The organism is Thalassolituus sp. ST750PaO-4 (assembly GCF_020320405.1).
In the GTDB taxonomy this organism is placed as follows: domain Bacteria; phylum Pseudomonadota; class Gammaproteobacteria; order Pseudomonadales; family Oceanobacteraceae; genus Venatoribacter; species Venatoribacter alkanivorans.
In genome coordinates this window covers 768,003-791,177 of sequence record NZ_JABVCB010000007.1, presented here as the reverse complement: position 1 = coordinate 791,177, position 23,175 = coordinate 768,003, and the positions used below count along the sequence as shown (strand labels likewise).

General features: G+C 51.7%; 18 protein-coding genes. 4 read left to right on the top strand and 14 right to left on the bottom strand.

The window, feature by feature from the left end:
- Positions 1–174 precede the first annotated feature (174 nt).
- From HUF18_RS09260 to sdhC, 10 genes are all read right to left on the bottom strand, one after another.
- A complete protein-coding gene (locus tag HUF18_RS09260; RefSeq protein WP_225691985.1) occupies positions 175–2,070 on the bottom strand; it encodes a propionyl-CoA synthetase in 1,896 nt (631 codons plus the stop codon).
- A gap of 175 nt (positions 2,071–2,245) precedes the next feature.
- The gene (gene sucD / locus HUF18_RS09255) at positions 2,246–3,118 is read right to left on the bottom strand and encodes a succinate--CoA ligase subunit alpha (protein WP_225691984.1); all 873 of its coding nucleotides are present in this window, start codon (positions 3,116–3,118) and stop codon (positions 2,246–2,248) included.
- Between the two features lie 9 nt (positions 3,119–3,127).
- Entirely contained in the window at positions 3,128–4,294 is a 1,167-nt protein-coding gene (gene sucC, locus HUF18_RS09250; protein WP_225691983.1) for an ADP-forming succinate--CoA ligase subunit beta, read from the bottom strand.
- A gap of 138 nt (positions 4,295–4,432) precedes the next feature.
- Positions 4,433–5,878, bottom strand: a complete 1,446-nt coding sequence (lpdA, locus tag HUF18_RS09245; protein ID WP_225691982.1) for a dihydrolipoyl dehydrogenase — start codon at positions 5,876–5,878, stop codon at positions 4,433–4,435.
- Between the two features lie 22 nt (positions 5,879–5,900).
- The gene (gene odhB / locus HUF18_RS09240) at positions 5,901–7,109 is read right to left on the bottom strand and encodes a 2-oxoglutarate dehydrogenase complex dihydrolipoyllysine-residue succinyltransferase (RefSeq protein WP_145468896.1); all 1,209 of its coding nucleotides are present in this window, start codon (positions 7,107–7,109) and stop codon (positions 5,901–5,903) included.
- A gap of 29 nt (positions 7,110–7,138) precedes the next feature.
- On the bottom strand, positions 7,139–9,976 hold the full coding sequence (locus HUF18_RS09235) for a 2-oxoglutarate dehydrogenase E1 component (RefSeq protein WP_225691981.1): 2,838 nt from the start codon (positions 9,974–9,976) through the stop codon (positions 7,139–7,141).
- 266 nt (positions 9,977–10,242) lie between these two features.
- The gene (locus tag HUF18_RS09230) at positions 10,243–10,953 is read right to left on the bottom strand and encodes a succinate dehydrogenase iron-sulfur subunit (protein WP_145468898.1); all 711 of its coding nucleotides are present in this window, start codon (positions 10,951–10,953) and stop codon (positions 10,243–10,245) included.
- A gap of 15 nt (positions 10,954–10,968) precedes the next feature.
- Positions 10,969–12,741, bottom strand: a complete 1,773-nt coding sequence (gene sdhA / locus HUF18_RS09225) for a succinate dehydrogenase flavoprotein subunit (RefSeq protein WP_145468899.1) — start codon at positions 12,739–12,741, stop codon at positions 10,969–10,971.
- Between the two features lie 3 nt (positions 12,742–12,744).
- The gene (gene sdhD / locus HUF18_RS09220; protein ID WP_225691980.1) at positions 12,745–13,092 is read right to left on the bottom strand and encodes a succinate dehydrogenase, hydrophobic membrane anchor protein; all 348 of its coding nucleotides are present in this window, start codon (positions 13,090–13,092) and stop codon (positions 12,745–12,747) included.
- Complete coding sequence (gene sdhC / locus HUF18_RS09215) at positions 13,086–13,460, bottom strand: succinate dehydrogenase, cytochrome b556 subunit (RefSeq protein ID WP_145468901.1); 375 nt, start codon at positions 13,458–13,460, stop codon at positions 13,086–13,088. The genes sdhD and sdhC overlap by 7 nt, the downstream gene beginning before the upstream one ends.
- Positions 13,461–13,812: 352 nt before the next feature.
- Here sdhC and gltA point away from each other — a divergent pair, with 352 nt between their 5' ends.
- The 3 genes from gltA (at position 13,813) to HUF18_RS09200 (ending at position 16,677) form a co-directional block, all read left to right on the top strand.
- Positions 13,813–15,090, top strand: coding sequence for a citrate synthase (gltA, locus tag HUF18_RS09210; protein WP_145468902.1), 1,278 nt, complete (start codon positions 13,813–13,815; stop codon positions 15,088–15,090).
- An 8-nt stretch (positions 15,091–15,098) separates the two neighbouring features.
- Complete coding sequence (locus tag HUF18_RS09205; RefSeq protein ID WP_342453567.1) at positions 15,099–16,034, top strand: NAD(P)-dependent oxidoreductase; 936 nt, start codon at positions 15,099–15,101, stop codon at positions 16,032–16,034.
- A 61-nt stretch (positions 16,035–16,095) separates the two neighbouring features.
- Entirely contained in the window at positions 16,096–16,677 is a 582-nt protein-coding gene (locus HUF18_RS09200) for a hypothetical protein (RefSeq protein WP_225691978.1), read from the top strand.
- 33 nt (positions 16,678–16,710) lie between these two features.
- Here HUF18_RS09200 and HUF18_RS09195 read toward each other — a convergent pair whose 3' ends face one another.
- Positions 16,711–17,508, bottom strand: a complete 798-nt coding sequence (locus tag HUF18_RS09195; RefSeq protein WP_225691977.1) for an MOSC domain-containing protein — start codon at positions 17,506–17,508, stop codon at positions 16,711–16,713.
- Positions 17,509–17,644: 136 nt separating this feature from the next.
- Positions 17,645–18,595 (bottom strand): chemotaxis protein CheV, encoded by a 951-nt coding sequence (locus HUF18_RS09190; RefSeq protein WP_145468906.1) that lies wholly within the window; start codon positions 18,593–18,595, stop codon positions 17,645–17,647.
- 55 nt (positions 18,596–18,650) lie between these two features.
- On the opposite strand from HUF18_RS09190, the gene HUF18_RS09185 reads away from it, so the two are divergent.
- The gene (locus HUF18_RS09185; protein ID WP_225691976.1) at positions 18,651–19,922 is read left to right on the top strand and encodes an EAL and HDOD domain-containing protein; all 1,272 of its coding nucleotides are present in this window, start codon (positions 18,651–18,653) and stop codon (positions 19,920–19,922) included.
- A gap of 4 nt (positions 19,923–19,926) precedes the next feature.
- On the opposite strand, the gene HUF18_RS09180 is transcribed toward HUF18_RS09185, so the two are convergent.
- Together HUF18_RS09180 and HUF18_RS09175 are read right to left on the bottom strand one after the other, a co-directional pair.
- Positions 19,927–21,486: an FGGY-family carbohydrate kinase gene (locus HUF18_RS09180; protein ID WP_225691975.1), complete on the bottom strand. Its 1,560-nt coding sequence runs from the start codon at positions 21,484–21,486 to the stop codon at positions 19,927–19,929.
- Between the two features lie 86 nt (positions 21,487–21,572).
- A complete protein-coding gene (locus tag HUF18_RS09175) occupies positions 21,573–23,168 on the bottom strand; it encodes a glycerol-3-phosphate dehydrogenase/oxidase (RefSeq protein WP_225691974.1) in 1,596 nt (531 codons plus the stop codon).
- Positions 23,169–23,175 lie beyond the last annotated feature (7 nt).

Sequence of the window (23,175 nt, the reverse complement as noted above, 5' to 3'; positions counted from 1 at the left end):
GATATCGCCGAGAGGAAGCCGCACGTAATAACGGCACAAGGACAGAACGAAGGAAACGGGCACAAACAGCGGGCAAAAAAAACCGGGCTGGAATCGGCCCGGTAAACACCATAATAATCAGAGAGAGAGCAAACTGGCTTTCGCCTGCTCATTCTATGACTGAGCGACCTGACATTAGTTCTCCGGCCGCAGTCCTTTTTTCAGAAGAATCTGTTCAATCTCTCCCAGACAGGCCGGATCATCGATGGTTGACGGTGTCTGGTATTCCTCGTTATTAGCGATATTGCGCAGTACTTTACGCAAAATTTTGCCGGAACGGGTTTTAGGCAAACGCTGCACCACAACCGCATCACGGAAACTGGCCACCGCACCAATCCGGTCACGGACGCGCTGCACCAGCTCAAGCTTCAGCGTTTCTTCATCAATATCAACACCGTCTTTCAGCAGCACCAGCCCCAGAGGCTCTTCACCTTTAAGATCACTGTGACGGCCGATGACCGCACATTCAGCGACCGCCGCATGCCCGGCAACCACTTCTTCCATTTCACCGGTCGACAGACGATGACCGGCAACATTGATGATGTCGTCAGTACGCCCAAGTACAAACAGATAGTTATCATCATCCAGATAACCGCCATCACCGGTAATGTAATACCCTTTGTAAGTACCCAGATAACCGGCGACAAAACGCTCGTGATTGCCCCAGATAGTCGGCAGGCATCCGGGCGGCAATGGCAATTTGATCGCAATACTGCCCTGCTCATTGGCAGCAACCGGACGCCCCTTCGGATCTAAAATCTGCACATTAAATCCGGGTGACGGGCGTGTAACAGAACCCGCTTTCACTTTGGCTGGTTCAAGCCCCATATGATTACCGGCAATCGCCCAGCCGGTTTCGGTCTGCCACCAGTGATCCACAATCGGACGTTTAATATGCTGATCCACCCACTCATAAGTCGGAGGATCTAAACGCTCACCGGCCATAAAAATGGTTGTAAGCTTACTGAGGTCGTATTTTTCCGCCTGCAGGCATTGCGGATCTTCTTTGCGGATCGCGCGGAACGCTGTAGGTGCAGCAAACAATCCTTTGACACCGTACTCGGCACACACCCGCCAGAAAGCACCGGCATCCGGTGTACGTACCGGCTTGCCTTCATAAAAGACCGTAGTGCAGCCTGCAATTAACGGCGCATAAACAATATAAGAATGGCCAACCACCCAGCCGACATCGGAAGCGGCCCAGAACACATCCCCCGGATGCATATCGTAAACAACACTCATGCTGTAACTCATAGCCACCGCATGACCACCATTGTCGCGCACAACTCCCTTAGGCTTTCCGGTGGTACCGGAGGTATAAAGAATGTACAGAGGATCAAGCGCCGACACCGGCGTGCAATCAGCAGGCTGAGCGGCAGCCACGGCCTGTTGCCAGTCAATATCACGCCCTGCGGTCAGCTCACAGCGCTGTTGTTCACGCTGAAAAATGACACAGCGCTCAGGCTTATGCGCCGCCATATCAATGGCAGCATCCAGGATCGGTTTGTATTCAATAATACGGTCGACTTCGATACCACAGGACGCTGACATAATGACCTTAGGTACGGCATCATCAATCCGCACTGCCAGCTCATTCGGAGCAAAGCCACCAAATACCACCGAATGCACAGCACCAATGCGGGCACAGGCCAGCATGGCGATCGCAGCCTCCGGAATCATCGGCATATACACGATCACGCAATCGCCTTTACCAACGCCCTGGCTGACCAGCATACCGGCACAGCGCGCGACGGCTTCGGTCAGCTGGCTGTAAGTATAGGTACGTTTATTTCCGGTCACAGGGGAATCATAGATAAGAGCAAGCTGGTCTCCACGTCCCTGCAGAACGTGATAATCCAGCGCCAGATAGGCGGTATTGAGCTGTCCGTCAGCAAACCAGCGATCAATACCATGTTCATCTTTGCTGAGAATGGCCTTGGGTTCTTTAAACCACTGAATCCGTTGTGACTGTTTTTGCCAGAAGGCTTCAGGCTGTTCGATCGAAGCCTGATATTCCTGTTGGTAACCCATAAAAAATTCCTCCTGTGTGAATGAATACACCTTAGGGGATGTGTGGTTACCGCGACTATTCGACCAAGGGTCATAACACCAAGGTCTAGCCGGCACCGGCCCGAACCTTCATGCGCACTGGTAGTCAGGCACAAAAAAACCCGCCGCAGCGGGTTCTTTTTTATAGCGGTAACACTTACCAGCCGGTTACTTCTTTCAGCGTCTTACCGATATCGGCCAGACTCTGGCAGGTAGCAACACCAGCGTCCTGCAGTGCCGCAAATTTATCGGCCGCAGTACCTTTACCACCGGAGATGATCGCGCCGGCATGACCCATACGCTTACCCGGAGGTGCAGTAACACCCGCGATGTAAGAAACAACAGGCTTGGTCACATTAGCTTTAATGAAAGCCGCTGCTTCCTCTTCTGCAGTACCGCCGATTTCACCGATCATGACGATGGCTTCAGTTGCCGGATCTTCCTGGAACATTTTCAGGATGTCGATAAAGTTGGAGCCCGGAATCGGGTCGCCACCAATACCAACACAGGTAGACTGGCCAAAGCCGTAATCAGTGGTCTGCTTAACCGCTTCATAGGTCAGAGTACCGGAACGGGAAACAATACCGACTTTACCTGGCAGGTGGATGTGACCCGGCATAATACCGATCTTACATTCTCCCGGAGTGATAACACCCGGACAGTTAGGTCCGATCAGGCGAACGCCCAGCTCGTCACACTTAACTTTCGCATCCAGCATATCCAGTGTAGGAATACCTTCAGTAATACAAACGATCAGCTTGATGCCGGCATTAGCGGCTTCAAGGATAGAGTCTTTACAGAAAGGAGCTGGTACGTAAATAACAGAAGCTTCAGCACCGGTTGCAGCAACCGCGTCTTTAACGGTATTGAATACCGGCAGACCCAGGTGTTCAGTGCCACCTTTACCCGGAGTTACACCACCAACCATTTTGGTGCCGTATGCAATCGCCTGTTCAGAGTGGAAAGTACCCTGAGCACCGGTAAAGCCCTGGCAGATCACTTTGGTGTCTTTATTGATTAAAATGCTCATGATTACCCCTTAATTGCCAGCTGCAGCTGCGACCACTTTCTGGGCTGCGCCAGTCAGGTCGGTATCCGCGATAATGTTCAGGCCGCTTTCAGTCAGAACCTTGGCGCCCACTTCAGCGTTGTTACCTTGCAGGCGAACAACCACAGGAACCTTAACACCGACTTCTTTTACAGCGCCGATCACGCCTTCAGCAATCATGTCGCAACGCACGATACCACCAAAAATATTGATGAATACGGCTTTTACTTTTTCGTCAGACAGAATGATTTTGAATGCTTCAACCACACGTTCTTTGGTTGCACCGCCACCTACGTCGAGGAAGTTAGCTGGCTGACCACCGTGCAGTTTCACGATATCCATAGTACCCATCGCCAGACCGGCACCGTTCACCATGCAGCCGATGTTGCCATCCAGTGCTACGTAGTTCAGTTCCCACTCAGCAGCGTGAGCTTCACGTGCATCTTCCTGGGAAGGATCATGCATTTCCTGCAGATCTTTATGACGGTAAACCGCGTTGCTGTCGATGTTGATCTTGGCATCCAGGCAGTGCAGATTGCCTTCGGTGGTGATAACCAGCGGGTTGATTTCCAGCAGCGCCAGATCTTTATCAACAAACAGTTTGGCCAGGCCCAGGAAGATATTGGTGAACTGCTTCACCTGATCACCTTTCAGACCCAGCTGGAATGCCAGTTCACGACCCTGATATGGCTGCGCGCCTACCAGTGGATCAATCGTGGCTTTCAGAATTTTTTCCGGAGTTTCTTCCGCTACCTTTTCAATTTCCACACCGCCCTCAGTTGAGGCCATAAATACCACACGGCGTGAAGAACGGTCGACGACCGCACCCAGATACAGTTCCTGAGCGATATCGGTGCAGCTCTCAACCAGAATACGGCTGACCGGCTGACCCTTTTCATCAGTCTGGTAAGTTACCAGGTTTTTACCCAGCCACTTGTTGGCAAACTCAGAGATTTCTTCTTTGGAAGAAACCAGCTTCACACCACCGGCCTTACCACGGCCACCGGCATGTACCTGAGCTTTAACAACCCAGCGGTCACCGCCAATGGTGTCGGCCGCTGCTGCAGCTTCTTCTGCAGTTTTGGCTGCCACACCTTTCGATACTGGCAGACCATACTGAGCAAAAAGCTGTTTACCCTGATATTCGTGAAGGTTCATCGCTTTCGTCCTGTTTCTCTTATTGAGTCGGGGGTTACCCAACAGCCTGTGTTAACCGGGCAGCCAATCGTGTCGGCAGTACTTATTCAGCACTCTCGCCCGGCCATAAAGCGAGGCCCGGAACTCCGGGCCAACGTATTACTTTTTCGCTTTGGTCTTACGATTCGCTTTGTGAATCGCATTATTGTTAACGGCCAAAGCTGCTTCATGCACCGCTTCAGAAACGGTTGGGTGTGCAAACACCATCATGCCCACATCTTCAGCGCTTGAACCAAACTCCATTGCCACAACAATCTGCTGACACAGATCACCGGCATTCGGGCCAATCACACTGGCACCAAGAATACGGTCAGTTTCTGCATGGGCGATGATTTTCACAAAACCATCGGTATCCGCAGCGGCCATTGCACGGCCATTAGCTGCAAACGGGAACATACCAACGTTGTATGGTTCACCATCTGCTTTAATTTGCTCTTCTGTTTTACCAACCCAGGCAATTTCCGGGTGGGTGTAAATGACAGAAGGAATCACATCGTAATTCAGCTGTGCTTTATGACCGGCGATACGCTCGGCAACCATCACACCTTCCTCAGATGCTTTGTGTGCCAGCATAGGACCACGCACCACATCACCAACAGCCCAAACGCCAGGAGCATCAGTGCTGCAGGTTTCGTCGACGTGAATGAAACCACGCTCGTCCATATTCACACCGCAGTCGCCACTCATCAGGCCTTCGGTGTAAGGACGACGACCAACCGCAACGATCAGCTTGTCGAAGACTTCTTTCTTCTCACCTTCGGCATCCTGATAGGTCACAGTTACCTGCTTACCTTTTACCTCAGTACCGGTGACACGGGCACCCAGACGAATGGTCATACCCTGTTTGGTGAACAGTTTCTGCGCTTCTTTGGCAACGGTCTGGTCAACCAGATGCAGGAATTTGTCCTGCGCTTCCAGTACAACCACTTCCGCACCCAGACGGCCCCAGACACTGCCCAGCTCCAGACCAATGACACCTGCGCCAATAACGCCCAGACGTTTTGGCACTTCGCTGAATTCCAGCGCGCCGGTGGAATCGACAATAACGCCTTCGGTCAGTGGTGCTGGCGGAATATTCACCGGCACAGAACCTGTGGCAATGATCACATGCTCAGCTTCGAGGATTTCAGCAGTTCCGGCGTGACTGGTAAATTCGACCTTTTTACCAGCCAGCAATTTACCGGTGCCTTCAAATGGCGTTACACCATTGGCTTTGAACAGCGTCGCAACACCCATAGTCAGGTTTTTAACGATCTGATCTTTGCGCTTCAGCATCGCGGCGATATCGATATTGACTTCGCCAACGCTGATGCCATGCAGAGACAGTTTCTCTTTGGCGTCTTCGTACTTGTGCGAAGTATCCAGCAAGGCTTTGGAAGGAATACAGCCCACATTCAGGCAGGTTCCGCCAAACACAGCCTTACCATCTTTGCTCAGCCATTTATCGATACAGGCAGTGTTCAGGCCCAGTTGTGCACAACGGATAGCTGCGACATAACCGGCAGGACCACCACCGATAACGACGACATCAAACTTCTTACTCATCTTTATTTCCTTAACTATCCGATTAAATGTCTAACAGCAGACGGGCAGGATCTTCCAGAAGATCTTTGATCGCCACCAGGAACTGCACAGCCTCTTTACCATCGATCATACGGTGATCGTATGACAGTGCGAGGTACATCATTGGCAGAATCACAACCTGACCGTTCACAGCCATCGGGCGTTCCTGAATCTTGTGCATGCCCATAATGGCCGTTTGCGGTGGATTCAGAATTGGTGTGGACATCAGAGAACCGAAAGTACCGCCATTGGTAATAGTGAAAGTACCGCCCTGCATTTCATCAATGCCCAGCTTGCCGTCACGGGCACGGCCGGCGTAATCGCCGATGGTGCTTTCAATTTCAGCCAGACCCATGCCATCGGTATCACGCAGAATAGGTACAACCAGACCACGCTCGGTAGAAACCGCAACACCGATATCCTGATAGCCATGGTAAACCATGTCATTACCATCAATAGAGGCATTCACTGCCGGGAAGCGTTTCAGTGCTTCTGTTGCCGCCTTCACAAAGAACGACATAAAGCCCAGTTTAACGCCGTGTACTTTCTCAAACTGATCTTTGTACTTGGCACGCAGATCCATAACCGGCTTCATGTTGACTTCGTTATAGGTCGTCAGCATTGCGGCATTCTGTTGTGCTTCAACCAGGCGGCGGGCAATAGTGGCACGCAGACGGGTCATAGGCACGCGCTTCTCAATACGGTCGCCTTCCGGAATCACCGGAGCTTTGGCCGCTGGTGCAGCCGCTTTGGCCGGAGCCGCCGCTGGTGCTGATTTCGGAGCCGACTTCAGATGGTTAACCACATCTTCTTTGGTCACACGACCATCTTTACCGGTCGCGGCAATCGCCGAAGCAGCTACGCCGTTTTCTTCCGCAATTTTACGGGCCGCAGGGCTCATAATTACGTCGCCGGCAGCAGCAGGCTCAGCTGCCGCAGGTGCTGAAGCTTCTGCCGCAGGAGCAGCCGCAACTTCACCAGCAACGAAGACCGCAAGAACTTCGTCACTCAGTACAACATCACCCTCTTCTTTGAGCACATTTTTCAGTGTGCCATCTGCCGGAGCAACAACCTCCAGCACGACTTTATCGGTTTCAATATCCACCAACAGCTCATCACGCTGCACAGGTTCACCAGGCTTCTTATGCCAGGTAGCAACCGTGCCGTCAGCGACAGACTCAGGAAAAGTGGGTGCCTTAATTTCAATGCTCATTATGTTTTCCTTAATATTCCTGCGGTTACCTAGCCCTGGAGTCCCAGAGCGTCACGAATTAATTTTTCTTGCTGTTCAAGGTGCAGTGCCATATAGCCTGCAGCCGGAGAAGCGGAAGCGGCACGGCCGGCATACTGCAAATGCAGATCCGGATTCAGCTGCGACAACGCACGGCGCATATGGTGCTGACTGCTGTACCAGGCGCCCATGTTCATTGGCTCTTCCTGAGTCCAGACAACTTCTTCGACATTGCTGTATTTAGACAGCACTTTGGCAAGCTGCTTGGCCGGGAACGGATACAACTGTTCTATACGAACAATGGCAACATCCTTAATCTCTTCCGCACGGCGACGTTCCAGCAGGTCGTAATAAACCTTACCTGAACACAGAAGCACCCGGCGTACTGCCGCTGCTTCCAGCTCATCAACCTCATCAATCACTGTGTAGAAGCGACCGCCTGCCAGCTCTTCCAGAGTACTGATAGCCAGTTTATGACGCAGCAGACTCTTCGGTGACATAACCACCAGCGGCTTACGCAGCGGACGAATCACCTGACGACGCAACATGTGGTAAACCTGAGCCGGGGTGGACGGCACACAGATCTGTACGTTGTGTTCAGCACAGAGCTGCAGATAACGCTCCAGACGGGCTGAAGAGTGCTCTGGTCCCTGACCTTCATAGCCATGCGGCAGCAGCATAGTCAGACCGCACAGGCGACCCCACTTGTGTTCACCGGAAGAAATAAACTGGTCGAATACGACCTGCGCACCGTTGGCGAAATCACCGAACTGGGCTTCCCAGATAACCAGTGCTCCCGGAGTGGTCGTGGCGTAGCCATATTCAAACGCCAGTACCGCCTCTTCTGACAACAGAGAGTCGTACAGATCAAAGGCTGGCTGTCCTTCTTTAACATGCTTAAGCGGAATGTAGCTGGAGCCGTCTTTCTGGTTATGCAGAACCGCATGACGGTGAGAGAAGGTTCCACGCCCTACGTCCTGACCAGTGATACGGATCTGATGACCTTCATGCAACAAGGTTGCATAAGCCATGGTTTCCGCAAAGCCCCAGTTAATTGGCATAGCGCCCGCAGCCATACGACCACGGTCTTCAAGAATTTTGCCGACCTGACGCTGCACCGAGAAACCTTCCGGTACTTCCAGCAGTTTATTCGCCAGTTCCTGCAGCTGTTTCAGATCAAAGCGGGTATCCGCACGCGCGGTCCACTCATGTCCGAGGTACGGAGTCCAGTCAACGAACAGTTCGGTATTCGGCTCTTTTACCAGACTCTTGGCAACGTGATGACCGTTATCCAGCGCCTTACGGTAGTCCTCTTCCAGCTCTTTACTGCTTTCTGCGGTCAGAACGCCTGCGGCAATCAGCTTATCGGAATAGAGTTCACGGGTGGTCTTCTGCGCTTTGATTTTTGCATACATCAAAGGCTGAGTGCCGGACGGTTCATCCGCTTCGTTATGACCACGACGGCGGTAACACACGAGGTCAATCACCACGTCTTTCTTGAATTCATTGCGGTAATCAACGGCCAGCTGAGTAACGAACAATACGGCTTCCGGATCATCGCCATTAACATGCAGAATCGGCGCTTCAACAATTTTGGCAACATCGGTGCAGTATTCGGTCGAGCGAACGTCTTCGCGCTTGGACGTGGTGAAACCAACCTGGTTGTTAATCACAATATGAATGGTGCCGCCGGTTTTGTAAGCGCGGGTCTGTGACATCTGGAAGGTTTCCATCACCACACCCTGACCTGCAAACGCGGAGTCACCGTGCATAATAACCGGAACAACTTTTTCACCGGTCTGATCATTACGACGATCCTGACGGGCACGTACCGAACCTTCAACCACCGGAGAAACAATCTCCAGGTGAGATGGGTTGAAAGCAAGCGCGAGGTGAACTTCACCACCGGATGTCATTACGTTGGATGAGAAGCCCTGGTGATACTTCACGTCACCGTGGGATTCGTAATGCACCTTACCGTCGAATTCATCAAACAGATCGGAAGTCTTTTTACCCAGGGTATTAATCAGCGTATTCAGTCGGCCACGGTGTGCCATACCGATAACAATTTCTTTGGCGCCGTAGGTACCACTGCGCTGGATCAGTTCGTCCATCAGCGGAATAAGACTTTCACCACCTTCCAGACCAAAACGCTTAACCCCCGGATAACGGGAACCCAGATATTTTTCCAGACCTTCGGCAGCCGTTAAACGCTCGAGCAGATGGAGTTTAACTTCACTGCCGAATTTAGGATGGGCGCGAACACTTTCCAGTCGTTGCTGAAACCAGCGCTGTTCTGCGGTGTTCACGATGTGCATATATTCGGCACCGACGGTACCGCAATAGGTCATATCCAGCGCCGCAAGAATATCATTCAGCGAGGCTTCATCCTGACCAATAAACAAAGAGCCGGTCTGGAAAACAGTATCCAGATCGGCCCGGGATAAACCATGAAATGCAAGATCAAGATCCGGGACTTTCTGACGTTCCATCAGATCGAGCGGATCCAGCTTGGCATGCTGATGACCACGACCGCGGTAGGCATTGATTAACTGCAATACCTGAACCTGCTTACGTTCATGATCAGAGCTGACAGCTCCCTGGGATACAGGACGGGAACGACGCTGATTTTTGGAAAGAAGAAGAAACTGTTCCCGAATGGGCTTATGGGGAGTATCTACGGAAGTGTTTTCGTCGACGCGTGGTAACTGATCAAAATAATTGCGCCACTCTTCGGGAACCTCATTGGGGTCTCTGAGGTAGGTTTCGAAGAGCTCCTCCATATAAGCAACATTACCTCCCGCTAATTGAGAGGTGCTCCAAAGTTGCTCCATTGTCTGCTCGTGCATGTACGACCACCCTGTTTTTGAATAAACGAGGGAAATCACCCACAGAGTGTACGCACCGACTCTAGCGCTAGGCAGGATAGAGGGCCGACCGGATAGATCGCAAGGCCTCTGAGGTGAACCGGGGATTCCCCGCTCCCTCAACTAAAAATTCAGCTTAGTTAAAAATAGAACTTTGTGAGGTCTATTTTTGAAAAATTGTCAACGTAAGCGGGCTGTGTGTCCAGCCCACTTACGTCTAATACCACCGGTCGTCAGTGGTGCTTTTCCTATAATTGCTGGGATAACAGCATATTACGGATATGCCCAATGGCGCGCGTTGGATTCAATCCTTTCGGGCACACATTGACACAATTCATGATGCCACGGCAACGGAATACGCTGAATGGATCACTCAATTCCGCCAATCGTTCCTGTGTCATGGTATCGCGACTGTCCGCCAGGAAGCGGTAAGCCTGCAACAGACCTGCCGGACCAACGAATTTGTCCGGATTCCACCAGAAAGACGGGCAGGAAGTAGAACAGCATGCACAGAGAATACACTCGTACAGACCATCCAGTTTTTCACGCTCTTCAGGGCTCTGCAAACGTTCGATAGCCGGAGCTGGTGTGTTGTTCACCAGGTAAGGCTTGATCTTTTCGTACTGCTTGTAGAACAGCGCCATGTCGATGACCAGGTCACGGATCACTGGCATACCTGGCAGAGGACGCAGCACCAGCTTATCCATTTTGCCTTTGGTTGCTTCAGAAATCGGTGTGATACAAGCCAGACCGTTTTTACCGTTGATGTTCATACCATCAGAACCACACACACCTTCACGGCATGAGCGGCGGTAAGCCAGAGTCGGGTCCTGCTCTTTAACCAGAGCCAGCACATCCAGAATCATCACGTCCTTATTGCCAGGTACGTTAATTTCGTAATCCTGCATGTAAGGAGCCTGATCTTTCTCCGGATTGTAGCGATATACACTCACTAACATTTCAATACTCCCCTATTAATAAGTACGGACTTTCGGAGGGAACGCTGCCACAGTTTTAGGAGCAAAGTTCACAGCACGCTTGCCGATGGTCTTGGTTTGCGGGAAGTACAATGAGTGGCACAGCCAGTTCTCATCGTCACGTTCAGTAAAGTCGTTACGGGCATGAGCACCACGTGACTCTTTACGCTCAATTGCAGCAACTGCTGTGGCGTAAGCGGTCTCGAACAGGTTATCCAGTTCCAGCGCTTCGATACGGGCAGTGTTGAATGGACCGCTCTTATCTTCGAGCATGGTGTTCTTAACGCGCTCACCAATTTCGTCGAGCATCGCCAGACCTTTTTCCATGCTTGGGCCTTCACGGAATACACCGAAGTACAGCTGCATGGTTTTCTGCAGATCTGCACGAACAGCAGCCACAGACTCACCGGTAGTCGAGTTATTCAGACGATTCAGACGGGCCATGGCACGTTCGATATCCTCTTCAGAAGCATCAACTGCCTCAAAGCCATCCTTAAAGCTCTTCTCAACCTGCAAACCCACAGCACGACCGAATACCACCAGGTCAAGCAGTGAGTTACCACCCAGACGGTTGGCACCATGCACGGATACACAAGCGATTTCGCCGGCAGCATACAGACCTTCAACAACAACATCGTTGCCGTTTTCGTCCTGGGTCAATGCCTGACCACCGATATTGGTTGGAATACCGCCCATCATATAGTGACAGGTTGGAACAACCGGAATCGGCTCTTTTACCGGGTCAGCATGTGCAAAGGTACGGGACAGTTCAAGAATACCTGGCAGCTTGGCATTCAGGGTTTCTTCACCCAGATGATCCAGCTTCAGGAACACATGATCACCGTCTTCACCACAACCACGGCCTTCCAGAATTTCCAGAACCATAGAACGGGCAACAACGTCACGACCTGCAAGGTCTTTGGCGTTAGGGGCATAACGCTCCATGAAGCGCTCACCGTCTTTGTTTACCAGGTAGCCACCCTCACCACGACAGCCTTCTGTTACCAGAACGCCCGCGCCGGCAATACCGGTTGGGTGGAACTGCCACATTTCCATATCCTGCATCGGCACACCGGCACGGATTGCCATACCAACACCGTCACCGGTATTGATCAGAGCATTGGTTGTGGACTGATAAATACGACCGGCACCGCCGGTAGCAAGAACAGTTGCCTTGGCTTTCAGATACAGGGTTTCACCGCTTTCGATATCAATCGCGATAACACCAGCAACCTGACCTTTGGCATTTTTCACCAGATCAACGGCATACCATTCATTAAGGAAGGTAGTACCGCCCTTCAGGTTACCCTGATACAGAGCATGCAACAGAGCGTGACCGGTACGGTCAGCCGCCGCACAGGTACGGGCTGCCTGAGTCGGGTTATCCGGACCTTTGGACTGGCCACCGAACGGGCGCTGATAAATACGGCCTTCTTCAGTACGGGAGAATGGCAGACCCATATGCTCCAGTTCGAAAACAGCCTGCGGACCTACTGAACACATATATTCAATAGCATCCTGATCACCGATATAGTCTGAACCTTTAACGGTGTCATACATGTGCCAGCGCCAATCATCATTAGGATCCGCTGACGCAATCGCACAGGTGATACCACCCTGCGCTGAAACAGTGTGCGAACGGGTTGGGAAAACCTTGGTCACACATGCGGTCTTGATGCCGGCTTCGGTCAACTGCAGCGCAGCACGCATACCCGCGCCACCACCACCGATTACGATAGCATCGAAGGACATGGTTCTGATTTTAGACATGACTTACACACTCCAGAGAATGTCGATACCCCAAACCAGGTAAACGAACAGGAATCCTGCGCATACCAGCTGGAACGCAAAACGGATTGCGGCGGCTTTGAGATAGTCAGTTGAAATGGTCCACATACCTACCCAGGCATGTGCACAGATTGAGATCAGGGCGGCCAGACTGAATACTTTCATCCAGATGCAGGCAAACAGGCCCTGCCATTGTCCGTATTGCATATCCGGAGAGGCAATCACAAAGCCCAGCAGGAACAGAGTGTAGAGCGCCAGGATAACAGCGGTAACGCGCTGAACAACCCAGTCGTACAGACCACTGCGGCCCAAATTGGTGACACTTGTTACCATACCCAAACTCCCGCCAGAATGATTACGATCACGCCACATACCAAGGTAATGATGGCACCGGTACGACCGCCTTCTTTGGTTTCACCAATTCCCATATCCATCAACAGGTGCTTAACACCCGCTACCAAGTGGTAACCCAATGCAGACAAAATGCCCCAGGTGATGAATTTAACCAAACCGTTATCAAACACCGATTTCAGTTCAGCAAAGCTTTCTGCTGACTCCAGGGATGCCGCCAGCGCGCACAGCATAAAAGCCACAGCGAAGAACAGAATAAAACCGGAGATACGATGAATGATGGAGGCTTTGCCGGGAAGTGGGAGCTCAATAGTAGTCAGATCTAAATTTGTAGGTCTATTGCTATTCACGGCTCTTACACTCTCATATGGGCTTAACAGCTCCGCACGAAGCAGGCGTTAAGCGCAGGCTCAAGAAGATACCTGATTCCTTGTACAAGATTTGCACAAGTTTCAGGTCGCGACAAATTATAGTCACCCACCCGTTGATTTACAAACAGTCTGCGCCGCTATCGCACAGGCAGTACACAAATGCAGCAGATCAGGTGACATTACCGCAGCAGGACTATACTAGACGCGGCTGCTTATGGCTGCTCGACCGCTGGGTAATTGACAAACGGAGTTCAGAACCTATAGTTGTGCCCTTTCTTTTTAGGTCCGCCTTATATTTAAGGCTAAATTTTGAACAGCAGGAGGCCTATCCATGGCTGACAAAAAAGCAACACTGAAAGTTGACGGCATAGAAGAAACTCTGGAACTTCCGGTTTACGAAGGCTCTATGGGACCTGATGTTGTCGACGTTCGCAGCCTCTCTGGCAAAGGCCTGTTTACCTACGATCCGGGTTTCATGTCGACCGCCGCAACTGAGTCAAAAATTACCTATATCGACGGCGCTGCCGGTGTTCTGCTGCACCGTGGCTACCCGATCGATCAACTGGCGGAAAAATCTGATTATTTAGAAACCTGCTATCTGCTGCTGCACGGCGAACTGCCAAACGCGCAGGAAAAAGAAACCTTCGTTAATACCATTAAGAACCACACTATGGTGCACGAGCAGCTGAGCCACTTCTTCAATGGTTTCCGCCGCGACGCTCACCCGATGGCGGTAATGTGTGGTGTTGTTGGCGCCCTGTCAGCCTTCTACCATGACTCACTGGACATCCATGATCAGCACCACCGCGAAGTTTCTGCGCACCGTCTGATTGCGAAAATGCCAACTTTGGCAGCTATGGTTTACAAATATTCCATCGGTCAGCCATTCATGTACCCACGTAATGAACTGAGCTACTCCGAAAACTTCCTGCACATGATGTTCAACACTCCGTGTGACGAGAAGAAAATCAGCCCTGTTCTGGCCAAGGCTATGGACCGCATCTTCCTGCTGCACGCCGACCATGAACAGAATGCCTCGACTTCTACTGTACGTCTGGCCGGTTCTACCGGTGCCAACCCATTCGCCTGTATCGCATCCGGCATCGCGGCACTGTGGGGCCCTGCTCACGGTGGCGCCAACGAAGCTGTACTGAACATGCTGACTGAAATCGGTGACGAGTCCAACATCGATAAGTTCATCGCCAAAGCGAAAGATAAAGAAGATCCATTCCGTCTGATGGGCTTCGGTCACCGCGTTTACAAGAACTTCGATCCACGCGCCAAGGTTATGAAACAGACCTGTGATGAAGTTCTGGCTGAACTGGGTATGGAAGATGATCCACTGCTGAAAATCGCCATGAAGCTGGAGAAAATCGCAACCGAAGACGAATACTTCGTGAAGCGTGGCCTGTACCCGAACGTAGATTTCTACTCTGGCATCATCCTGAAAGCGATTGGCATCCCAACCGAGATGTTCACAGTAATCTTCGCCACCGGCCGTACCCCAGGCTGGATTGCACACTGGAACGAGATGATCAGCAGCGATTACCGCATTGGTCGTCCACGCCAGCTGTACACTGGCCACCCAAAACGCGACTACCCGGGCTAACCGGTTAGTTGTATAAAAAGCCGCTCACTGAGCGGCTTTTTTTATTTCTGCTACAGGAGACTTCAATGGCAACACTGGCATTTATCGGACTTGGCAACATGGGTTATCCAATGGCTGGCCATCTTGCCAACAATGGCCACTCTGTCAGAGTGTACAACCGCACCCCTGCCCGCACAGCGCAATGGCTGAGCGAATACAACGGTGAGGGCTTTGATAACATCAGCAACGCCGTCCACCATTGCGACGCCGTCATTCTTTGCGTCGGCCGCGATGATGATGTACGCGACATTCTGACCGGCCAGCACAACGCCATCGCGGCGATGAATCGCGGCACATTAATCATTGATCACACCACCACCTCAGCCCTTCTGGCGGAAGAGATGGCATCAGCCGCCAAAAACGCAGGACTGCGCTTCTGCGATGCGCCGGTATCCGGCGGTCAGCAAGGTGCCATCAATGGTCAGCTGAGTCTGATGGTCGGCTGCGAGGTCAGTGATTTCAGCGACATTCGGACCATTACCACACCATATACCCGTGCCATTGAGCGCATGGGAGAGATTGGCAGCGGCCAGAAAACCAAAATGGTCAATCAGATCTGCGTTGCCGGACTGATACAAGCGCTTGCCGAAGGACTGCATTTCGCCGAAAAAGCGGGTTTAGATCGTGACAAAGTAATGGGTGTGATTTCTCAGGGCGCTGCCGGCAGCTGGCAGATGAGCAACCGTAATCAAACAATGATTGCAGGCGAGTACCAGCATGGCTTTGCCATCGACTGGATGCGTAAAGATCTGGATATCTGCCTCGAAGAAGCCCTGCGCAACAACACCGACCTTCCTGTAACCAGACTGGTAAATGACTATTACCGGGAACTGCAGTCAATGGGAGCCGGCAGGCTCGATACCTCGGCCCTGCTGCTGCGACTGCAGAACAAAGACGAAAACTGATCCGCAGGCAACCTTCAGATTCTCATCTATGCTTGAAGCAGTCGCTGCAATGAGAATCTGAATGAGCCAACAACAACGCCACACTCTGGGCGGGTACGGAAAAACCGCTGACCATGAAGTTGACTGGAGCCAGGTAGGTGAAACCCTGACCATGCTGGCTCTTGCTATCGCTCAGATAGACACCTCACTGCATGAGGGAAATCAGTCTATCAATAAGCTGACCAGCAGCTTTACCGCCATGGCGGATAACTCACAGAAACTGGTGCAACTGGCCGCTGCTCATAAAGATGACCTGCCACAAAAGACCGGTGAAATTGCCAGTGAGCTGCAACAGGAAATTCAGCAGGCCATCATTGCCTTCCAGTTTTATGACCGCCTGACCCAACGTCTTGAGCATGTAGGCGACAGTCTTGAACGGATGGGGCATTTAATCGGCAATGCCGAACAACGCTATAAAGCCGGTGCCTGGAACAGCTTACAGCAGCACATAAAAAGCAATTACACGATGGAAGCCGAGCGCATTATGTTTGAACACATCATGGCTGGCCATTCCGTTGCCGAAGCACTTGAAATCTATCGTCACCATTTTGACAAACAGGCTCAGGATACTTTCGGCACTAACGACGATATTGAATTTTTCTGATCCGGTAACAGATCCGGTAACACCGGGCACTTATTAAACAAAGTGCTCGGTTAACTCATCTCCGACACAAAGCTGATGAATGTCAGACACCAGGGCATTCTGACCAAAGAGTATTTTCCCATCGATACGACACAGCTCTTTTAACGCATCCAGCACATCAGCTTCACGCTCCAGAGTATCCATACTCCGGGTTGGTATAACGCAGCGCTGACAAGGCTTACAAATAGCCAGCTGACCGTCTTTATGTTTCAGCATCTGCCAGCGACGCTCAGCAAAAACAGCACTGCCATTCACCACCACATTTGGCCGGAAACGCTCCATCTGAATGTCACGCCCGACCCGCTCAGACAGTGCTCCGAGACTGCTTTCCGTGGTAACCAATACAGGAAATCCATCCGCAAAGCTGACCCACTGTCCGGGCTCAGCATAACGCAGATCCACCTGACGCTGACTGTCAGCCGGCAAACGGACCAGACGGCAGTCGATACCCAGAGCAGAAGAAAACCAGGCCGCAGCATCATCACCACAATCCTCTGCCGGCAGAGAATCATTCCAGACAGTCACTGTTTTGCGCAAAGCCCCCTGCTCTGCCAGCGGTACCCGTAATGTCGCCTGGCCGTCCACATCCACCCGCAATACGGTTTCTTCCAGCACAGGACGAATGCGGGCCATCTTCGGCTGCTGACGCTGCGTGATAAAACCACCCTGCTCATCCACCAATAAAAAACGGCGATCACCAACCGGGCCATGACGATCAAACACAAGCCGTTCAACCTCTACCGGCGCACAGGATTTAATCGGGTAAATAAATAAACGGGAAATGTGCGGCATACGCCCTCCTTGTTCAGGGCACTCTAATAGATAGCCCGACAACAAACAACATACTCAATACAACATACAGACCGGTCAGACAGACAACCAAAAATAAAAAAGCGCCGTAAGGCGCTTCCTGTTAGCAGAGTAAATATCAATCAGCTCTGGGCGGCATTTTCATTTTTTCCCGCATCAGACGCTGAACCTCTTTTGCCATTGCTTCCGGTGCAAATTTTGACAGAAAACCATTACACCCGACTTTTTCAACCATGGCCTTATTGAAATTCCCCGATAACGACGTATGCAGAATAATAAAGGTATCTTTCAATTCAGTATCACGGCGAATTTCGGTGGTCAGCATATAACCGTCCATTTCCGGCATTTCTGCGTCAGTAATAATCATCACCAGATTATTACTGACGTCCCGCCCTTCTTCTTTCCAGTGCATCAATAACTGATAAGCTTCAAGGCCATTATTCGCCTCAATAATGTTCAGCCCCATGGGTTCCAGAACCTGACGCATCTGCTGAATAGCCACATGTGAATCATCAACGATCAGAATGTCTTTGCCCCGCACTTTTTCCAGCAGCTCATCATCGTAAGCATCGGCCGACAACACAGAGTTGTACGGTGCAATTTCGGCGAGAACCTTTTCCACATCGATAATTTCGACAATACGATCATCGATGCGGGTAATAGCCGTCAGATAATGCTGCCTCCCGGCTCCGCCCGGAGGTGGCAAAATTTCGCTCCAGTTCATATTGACGATCCGGTCAACCCCTCCGACCAGAAATGCCTGCACCGTCATGTTGTACTCAGTCACAATAATAGTGGCATCTTCTTCGTTCAGCTTCAGCGGCCCCATCTGAATGGCATGACGCAGATCGACAACAGGTACCGTCTGACCACGCAAATGCGTTACGCCGCGCACCACCGGGTGACGGTCAGGAATACGGGTCAGGTGCGGCATCCGCATGACTTCCTGTACCTTGAACACGTTGATAGCAAACTGTTGGCTGCCACCCAGATTAAACAACAACAACTCCAGGCGGTTTTGGCCCACCAACTTGGTACGGGCATCAACACTGCTCAGAACCCCGCTCATATAACACTCCAATAACCGTTCTTTACCAAAGTGTAGCCAAGAGCCGCAAAAACGCATGAAAATACTGTCTACACTGGAGGGGATGAATCAGGGAAAATATATGGACAAAACAGACCCACCACTGCTGGCGCGACAGCCGATTCTGGACACCAGCCTGAATGTGGTTGGTTATGAGCTTCTGTGCCGGCCTCTGCCGGAAGACACTCTGGCCTGGCAGAATGAGCATGGTGACCGGGCAACCAGTGAAGTCCTGATCAGTGCATTCAATGATATCGGTATCGATCTGGTCACAGGCGGGCTGCCTGCGTTTATCAACTTCACCAGTCGCTGGCTGCATAACCCTCCCATTATGCCGGCCAACAGCCTTGTGGCGGAGCTGCTGGAGTACATTCCGGCAAGCGAAGAGAACCTGACAGCCCTGCGTAAGCTGAAAAAACTACGCTACCGGATTGCGCTGGATGACTATCAGGGAGACGAAGCCCAGGCAGCCCTTTTTCCGTTGATTGATATTGTGAAAGTCGACATACGCCGCCTGCCGGATATCAGGCAGCTGCCAGCGCTGATTGACAAATATAAGCACCACAACCTGCAATGGCTGGCTGAAAAAGTAGAAACCAGAGAAGAGTACCGGCTGTGCCGGGATGCAGGCTGCACCTTGTTTCAGGGATACTTTTTCAGTCATCCCGATAATGTCTATGGCAAACGGCTGCCGGACAATCAGATGGCCGTATTGCAACTTCTGCAGATCCTTAACGACCCTGACAGCAAAATTGAAGACGTCTCCACCATCCTTCAGACCGACCCGCAACTCAGTTATAAACTGCTGCAGATGGTTAACTCCGCTGCCGTTGGTTTTGCCCGTGAAATCACTTCAATTTCCCGCGCCATTGTCATCGTTGGCCTCGATCGCCTGCGGGCCTGGTCTAATCTGATTGCCCTTGGCCGCCTGCAGGAAAAACCTGCGGTATTACGGGAGCAGGCAGTAGTAAGGGCTCTGCTGTGCAAAGCCCTGGTCTTTGCCTGGCCCAATCTGGATGATGAAACCGCGTTTACCCTTGGTCTGTTTTCCCTGCTGGATGCATTCCTTGACCGACCACTGGCAGAAATCTGCCAGCGCCTCCGCCTGCCTGCAGACCTGACATCAGCCCTGACAGACCACTCCGGTGATTATGGTTTTATTCTTTCAACGACAATATGCATGGAACAGGGGCGCTGGGAATCTATCGACTGGAACGTGTTGCAGGGACTGGGGATCAGCCCTGCACAAACGGAGTTACACTATCTGAATGCCCTACAAACAGCGAATACGCTCATGCAGTCTGTCTGACTGCTTACTGCGGATAGCCTGTTATTTCACGAATACTCTGATACAAAGGCTTCATACGTTTATACATTTTGCGGTAAACCTCTTTGTATAAACGGTCATACAGTCTTACCGTTTTGAATTCGGGCTCAAATAGCTGCCCGACACGGGTCATTTTCATGATGGCCGTACGGTAATCAGGATAGATCCCCAAGCCCACGGCACAGTTAATGGCAGCGCCCAGCCCTGAGGTTTCACTGGTATGCGGACGCTCGGCAGTCATACCAAAAATATCCGCCGTCAGCTGCATCGCCGCATCACTCTGCGAGCCTCCCCCTGATACCCGCAAACGGGTAATCGGCACCCGGCTGCGTTTTTCAATCTGCTCTTTACCCTGACGTAATTCATAGGCCAGACCTTCGAGAATGGCGCGGTAAATATGGGCGCGCTTATGCACATCGCCAAAGCCAATTAAGGCGCCCTTGCCTTCCGGCCCTGGCTGACGCACACCCGGCGACCAGTAAGGCTGCATCATCAGCCCCATAGAACCCGCCGGTACCTGGTTAACCAGCTCATCAAATAACTGCTCAGGCTCTACACCACGTTCGGCCGCCAGCCGCTGCTCATTATGTGCCAGCTCTTCCTTGAACCAGCTCACCATCCAGAAACCGCGGTAAATCATCATTTCGGTATTGTAATGACCCGGAACGGCAGCGGTATAAGGCGGAATAAACGGAATGGTTTCGATGTACTTTGCCGTTGTCGTATTAATGGTGGCGGTCGTGCCATAACTCAGACAACCGATATGCGCATCAAGCCCACCAGCACCCATTACTTCACAAGCTTTATCCGAGGCTGCCGCAATCATCGGCAACCCGGCCGGCAACCCGGTCAGCGCCGCTGCGGCTGCAGAAACCTGTCCTAACTGCTCCCCCGGAGATACCAGATCCGGCATCATCCCGCGGGTAGCAGACAGCAGTTTCCATTTCAGGTCGGAAGGCTTTGCCCATTGCTGACGCTTATAGTCGTAGGGTAGATAACCAACGATGGAACCGGTCGAATCTTTTAATTCACCACTCAGGCAATACGTCAGCCAGGCCGATAAATTCACGTAATAACGGGTTTTTGCCCAAACATCCGGTTCGTGCTGGGCAATCCAGTTATCCCGTGCTTTTGCACGCATCTCACGGATTAAATGACTCAGCCCCAATGTTTTAATCAGTACCCCCCAGATGCCACCAACCGGTGTTTCTACCGCCGCCTGGCGCTGATCCATCCAGACAATGGCCGGACGTAAAGGCTGGAAATTCTCATCAAGATTGATCATGGTGTAGCGCTGCGTTGTCAGTGACACGCCGCGAATCTGATCCGGAGTTACCTTACCCTGCGCCCATAAGCGCCGGAAGGCTTCCTGAAGGTTTTCCCAATAGTAACCAGCATCCTGTTCAGCCCAGCCCGGATGACGGGAAAAGTACGGCTCAATGGTAACTTTGCTTTTGGCAACCTCATTACCCTGCTGATCAAATACCAGCACGCGTACACTTTGGGTGCCATTATCAATTGCCAGTAAATATTCCGCATTTGCCATACTGCTGAGCTGCCTGATTCTTTTTATCGTTGTGATAAAACGCCATAACAGCCTGCCCGCAAAGGCAGTCTGTTATGGCGCTTATATTATTTAGGAACGCTGTAATGCTTATTCCAGATTGCTTTATAACGCTCAAGCTCTTCCTGAAAGTGAGCATTATCCCAACCCAGCTCTTCGGCACAGACCGCACGGATTTTATCGGTAAATCCAAGTCCGCCCTGCTCCAGCAGCAAACCGAGACGGGTACGGCGCAGCAGTAAATCATCCAGATGTTTAACCGACTCATTCGCCGCCGACCAGCGCAGCTCAGCCCAAAGAGTACGGCTGCCGGGAATCACATCCAGCTCACCTTCTTTGGCCAGATTTAACAGCGCATCCAGATCCATACCAAAATGGCCACTCAGACGTTTCTGCAGATATCCTGGCAGAGCCTGATATTTTTTATGCTCAGAAACTGCCGGCGTAAAAATCTGCGCACCGAATTCACCGGAGGGAAAACGCTTAATGTATTTACGTGCCGCTTCGAGTGCATCCAGAGCAATCAGACGGAAAGTGGTTAATTTTCCACCACTGACACTGACCAGACCTTTATCATCCCAGACACTGTGATCACGCTTTTCTTTCGATGGATTTAAAGCACCGGAAGACACCAGTGGGCGCACGCCGGCCCAGCTGGAAATAATATCTTTTTCGGCAAGATCGGCTTTCGGAAACTGATGACGGGCGACTTTTAATAAATAATCCAACTCTGCCCGGGTCATACTGGCTTCGCTGTTATCGATGCCGTTATTGTCCAGATCAGTGGTACCAATCACGGTACGGCCTTCCCACGGGAAAATAAAAATCGGGCGTTTATCATCCGGGTGCATCGCCGTAAATGACTGCGCAACCGGCAAACGCCAGGCCGGTACAACAATATGACTACCACGCGCCGGACGGATTTTTTTCTCGTCGGTCATCTGACCACGCAGTTCATCCGCCCAGGCACCGGTGGCATTAATCACGACATCAGCCTTAACATCATAACTTTCACCTGTGAGCACATCTTCCACACGGGCACCCACAACCTGCTCACCATCTTTCAGCAGTTGTTTAACACCAACGTAGTTAAGCACCACAGCACCGTCTTTCTGCGCTTCGCGCAACACGCGGACCACCAGACGGGCATCATCGGTGACCGCATCCGCAAACTGAGTACCGCCAATTAACTCGTGCTCATTCAGCAGTGGACTCAGGTATTCGAAGTCGTCGCGTTTGAAATAATGACGGTAGCGTTTGCCAGCAAAAAAATCATAGATGCGCAGCAGCGTATTAAATACAAAAGGTCCGGGAAAACCGCCCTTATAATGCGCCATAAGGTAGCCCATCTGATCGACAAGTCCCGGTGCTTCCGTCATTAGACGCTCGCGTTCCTGCACCGAATGCATGGTGGTTTTCACATCACCAGCGGCGATATAGCGCAGACCGCCATGCACCATTTTGGATGACCGGCTGGACGTACCCCAGGCAAAATCCTGGCGTTCAAGCAGCAGTACTTTCAGACCACGGCGCGCCGCTTCGCGGGCTATTCCCGCACCCGTGATGCCGCCACCGGCAACGATCACATCCCAGTGCTGCGGAGCACTCTTTAACTGCTCCAGCTGATGCTCACGCTGCCCTGGTACCCATGCTGTCTGCCACATACTGCTC

Bases quoted from the DNA above. Each gene is read 5' to 3' on its own strand.
- HUF18_RS09230 (WP_145468898.1), bottom strand. From the start codon at position 10,953: ATGTTAGTGAGTGTATATCGCTACAATCCGGAGAAAGATCAGGCTCCT.
- sdhA (WP_145468899.1), bottom strand. From the start codon at position 12,741: ATGTCTAAAATCAGAACCATGTCCTTCGATGCTATCGTAATCGGTGGT.
- HUF18_RS09185 (WP_225691976.1), top strand. From the start codon at position 18,651: ATGAAAATACTGTCTACACTGGAGGGGATGAATCAGGGAAAATATATG.
- sdhD (WP_225691980.1), bottom strand. From the start codon at position 13,092: ATGGTAACAAGTGTCACCAATTTGGGCCGCAGTGGTCTGTACGACTGG.
- lpdA (WP_225691982.1), bottom strand. From the start codon at position 5,878: ATGAGTAAGAAGTTTGATGTCGTCGTTATCGGTGGTGGTCCTGCCGGT.
- sucD (WP_225691984.1), bottom strand. From the start codon at position 3,118: ATGAGCATTTTAATCAATAAAGACACCAAAGTGATCTGCCAGGGCTTT.
- gltA (WP_145468902.1), top strand. From the start codon at position 13,813: ATGGCTGACAAAAAAGCAACACTGAAAGTTGACGGCATAGAAGAAACT.
- HUF18_RS09200 (WP_225691978.1), top strand. From the start codon at position 16,096: ATGAGCCAACAACAACGCCACACTCTGGGCGGGTACGGAAAAACCGCT.
- HUF18_RS09180 (WP_225691975.1), bottom strand. From the start codon at position 21,486: ATGGCAAATGCGGAATATTTACTGGCAATTGATAATGGCACCCAAAGT.
- HUF18_RS09195 (WP_225691977.1), bottom strand. From the start codon at position 17,508: ATGCCGCACATTTCCCGTTTATTTATTTACCCGATTAAATCCTGTGCG.
- HUF18_RS09260 (WP_225691985.1), bottom strand. From the start codon at position 2,070: ATGGGTTACCAACAGGAATATCAGGCTTCGATCGAACAGCCTGAAGCC.
- HUF18_RS09190 (WP_145468906.1), bottom strand. From the start codon at position 18,595: ATGAGCGGGGTTCTGAGCAGTGTTGATGCCCGTACCAAGTTGGTGGGC.
- HUF18_RS09235 (WP_225691981.1), bottom strand. From the start codon at position 9,976: ATGCACGAGCAGACAATGGAGCAACTTTGGAGCACCTCTCAATTAGCG.
- HUF18_RS09175 (WP_225691974.1), bottom strand. From the start codon at position 23,168: ATGTGGCAGACAGCATGGGTACCAGGGCAGCGTGAGCATCAGCTGGAG.
- odhB (WP_145468896.1), bottom strand. From the start codon at position 7,109: ATGAGCATTGAAATTAAGGCACCCACTTTTCCTGAGTCTGTCGCTGAC.
- sucC (WP_225691983.1), bottom strand. From the start codon at position 4,294: ATGAACCTTCACGAATATCAGGGTAAACAGCTTTTTGCTCAGTATGGT.